Raw genomic sequence first — 3033 nt, forward strand, 5'->3', positions numbered from 1 at the left:
ATATATATATATATATATATATATATATATATATATATATATATATATATATATATATATATATATATATATATATATATATATATATATATATATATATATATATATATATATATATATATATATATATATATATATATATATATATATATATATATATATATATATATATATATATATATATATATATATATATATACATACATATATATATATATATATATACCGGGCGGGGTGGCCGGGGGTGCGAGGAGTTCCGCGTGGAGGGCGCGGAGGGCCGGGCCCGGGTCCGTGCCGAGGCGGGCGGCGAGGTCCTGACGGACCGTCTCGTAGGCGGCCAGCGCCTCCGCCGGGCGGCCCGCCGCACGCAGGGCCCGGATCCGCAGCACCTGCAGGGACTCGTCCAGGGGCTGCCGCGCACACAGCTCGGTCAGCTCCGGGAGGGCCGACGCCGCTTCGCCCAGCGCCAGCGCCGCGCCCAGGCGGCCCCGGCGCGCGTCCATCCGTACGGCCTCCCAGCGCGCGGACTCGGCCGCCGGGTCGGGGAGGGAGGCCAGCGCGGGGCCCCGCCACAGCGCGAGCGCCTCGTCGTACAGGGCCGCCGCCCGGGCCGGGTCCGGGTCCGCCGCGGCGGCGCGCGCGAGCCGTTCGAAGCGGTACAGGTCGACGTCCTCCCGCTCCGCCTCCAGCTGGTAGCCGCCCTCCACGGACCGCACGGCCGCGTGTCCCAGCGCCCGCCGCAGCCGCCCGACCAGCGCCTGGAGCGCGGCGACGGCGTCGGCCGGCGGGTCGGCGTCCCACACCTCGGCGACCAGCACCCCGGCCGGGACCGCGCGGCCGGGACGCAGGGCGAGGGCGGTCAGGAGCGCGCGCAGGCGTGCTCCGCCGACGGCGACGGGGCTGCCGTCGTCGCTGATGGCCTGGGCGTTGCCGAGAATCGCGTAGCGCACCGGCCCATTCTCCCCGGCCCCCGCACCCCCGCCGCCGAGCCCGGGATAGGTTTCGCCGCATGGTTCATCAGGGCGCCCGCGGCGAGCGGCAGATCAGTTCCGTGTTCCTCGGCATCGTCGCCGTCATGGCGGTGACCGGCTGGGCGGTGTGGACGGGCTACGCGGCGAGCCCGGGGCTGGCCGTGTTCCTCTTCGTCACGTCGGCGTGGGTGGTCTCGCTGTGCCTGCACGAGTACGCGCACGCCCGTACCGCGCTGCACGGCGGTGACATCACGGTCGGCGCCAAGGGCTACCTGACCCTGAACCCGCTGAAGTACACGCACGCGCTGCTCAGCATCGTGCTGCCGGTGGTCTTCGTGATCCTGGGCGGGCTGGGCCTGCCCGGCGGGGCGGTGTACATCGAGCGCGACCGGATCCGGGGCCGCTGGAAGCACAGCCTGGTGTCGGCTGCGGGCCCGCTGACGAACGTGGCCTTCGCCGTGGTCTGCACGGCGCCGTTCTGGCTGGACGCCCTCGACGGGGTCCCGCTGCCGTTCCGCTTCGCGCTGGCGTTCCTCGCGCTGCTCCAGGTCTCGGCGGCGATCCTGAACTTCCTGCCGGTCCCGGGCCTGGACGGCTACGGGATCATCGAGCCGTGGCTGTCCCACCGCGTCCGCCGCGAGCTGGCTCCGCTGGCGCCGTTCGCGCTGATCGGGGTGTTCGCGCTGCTGTGGATCCCGGAGGTGAACGCCGTGTTCTTCGACGCGGTGCGCGGGGTCCTGCGGGCGCTGGGCGTCTCGGACCTGGAGACCTACTGCGGCCGCGACCTGTACCGCTTCTGGCAGGACTCCGACGGTTCCTCCTTCTGCGCGGCCCCGCAGGACTGACCCGGGGGGCTACGCCGCCCGCTGCTTCTCGGCCTTGGCCTTGCGGACGTAGAACCAGGCCATGTTGGACGTGACGCCGGCCAGCAGCACCCACACGATCCCGAGGAAGCTGCCCTCCACGAAGGCGACCACGGCCGCGGCCACGGCGAGGACGCAGACGACAATGGCGAACAGGGCAAGGCGGGGCATCCGGAACAGCTCCTCGGCGACACGGAAGGGGGTCGAACCCCTCCAGTGTCCCCCATCCCGTGCGGGCCCCGCCGCCGGTGCGGGGCCCGGAGGGGGGCGGTGGGGTCACACGTCGGTGAGGCGGAGGCCCGCGTGGGCCTTGTAGCGGCGGTTGGTGGAGATGAGGTTGGCCACCATCGCCTCGACCTGGTGGGCGCCCCGCAGCCGGCCCGCGAAGACGCCGCGCATGCCGGGGATGCGGGCCGCGAGGGCCTGGACGACGTCGGTGTCGGCGCGGGATTCGCCGAGGACCATCACGTCGGTGTCGATCTCCTCGACCGAGGCGTCCTGGAGGAGGACGGCGGAGAGGTGGTGGAAGGCGGCGGTGACGCGGGAGTCGGGGAGCAGGGCGGCGGCCTGCTGGGCGGCGCTGCCCTCTTCGACCTGGAGGGCGTAGGCGCCCTGCTTGTCGAAGCCGAGGGGGTTGACGCAGTCCACGACGAGCTTGCCGGCGAGGTCCTCGCGCAGGGCTTCGAGGGTCTTGGCGTGGCCCTCCCACGGAACCGCGATGATCACGATGTCGCTGCGGCGGGCGCATTCGGCGTTGTCGGCGCCCTCGACGCCGAGGCCGAGTTCGGCGGCGGCGGTCTCGGCGCGGTCGGCGGCGCGGGAGCCGATGATCACCTTCTGGCCCGCGCGGGCGAGCCGGTAGGCGAGGCCGCGGCCCTGGTCGCCGGTGCCGCCGAGGACGCCGACGACGAGGCCGGAGACGTCGGGGAGGTCCCAGGGGTCCCTGGCCGGCGGCTTCTGCGTGCTGTCTGAGGAAGTCATGCTGGCGAGCGTACTGCCGGGTAGGCCGGACGAGGAGGGTCCGATGGTGCAGGATGCCGCCATGGATGCCGCATGGATGCCGTGAGGGTGGCGCTGCTGCGCGAGGTGCTCGCCGGGACGCGGTGGCCGGACGAGGCCCGGCGCTTCGCGGGTTCGCTGCGGCGGTAGGTGGCGCCGGCCGGCGGGAGCCTGCTGCTGGTGGGCACCGAGCAGTACGA

The 3033-nt window shown here is 69.4% G+C and carries 4 protein-coding genes; 1 reads left to right on the plus strand and 3 read right to left on the minus strand.

The window, feature by feature from the left end; all coding sequences use genetic code 11:
• Positions 1-950, minus strand: a 950-nt coding sequence (locus tag SSNG_RS10480; protein WP_206731287.1) for a BTAD domain-containing putative transcriptional regulator, incomplete at its 3' end; no start/stop codon positions are given.
• A gap of 59 nt (positions 951-1009) precedes the next feature.
• On the opposite strand from SSNG_RS10480, the gene SSNG_RS10485 reads away from it, so the two are divergent.
• A complete protein-coding gene (locus SSNG_RS10485) occupies positions 1010-1816 on the plus strand; it encodes a site-2 protease family protein (protein ID WP_007263797.1) in 807 nt (268 codons plus the stop codon).
• A gap of 9 nt (positions 1817-1825) precedes the next feature.
• Here SSNG_RS10485 and SSNG_RS10490 read toward each other — a convergent pair whose 3' ends face one another.
• Complete coding sequence (locus SSNG_RS10490; RefSeq protein WP_007263798.1) at positions 1826-2005, minus strand: hypothetical protein; 180 nt, start codon at positions 2003-2005, stop codon at positions 1826-1828.
• 105 nt (positions 2006-2110) lie between these two features.
• Entirely contained in the window at positions 2111-2815 is a 705-nt protein-coding gene (gene npdG / locus SSNG_RS10495) for an NADPH-dependent F420 reductase (RefSeq protein ID WP_007263799.1), read from the minus strand.
• Between the last annotated feature and the right edge of the window lie 218 nt (positions 2816-3033).

It is taken from the genome of Streptomyces sp. C (genome assembly GCF_000158895.1).
Lineage (GTDB): Bacteria > Actinomycetota > Actinomycetes > Streptomycetales > Streptomycetaceae > Streptomyces > Streptomyces racemochromogenes.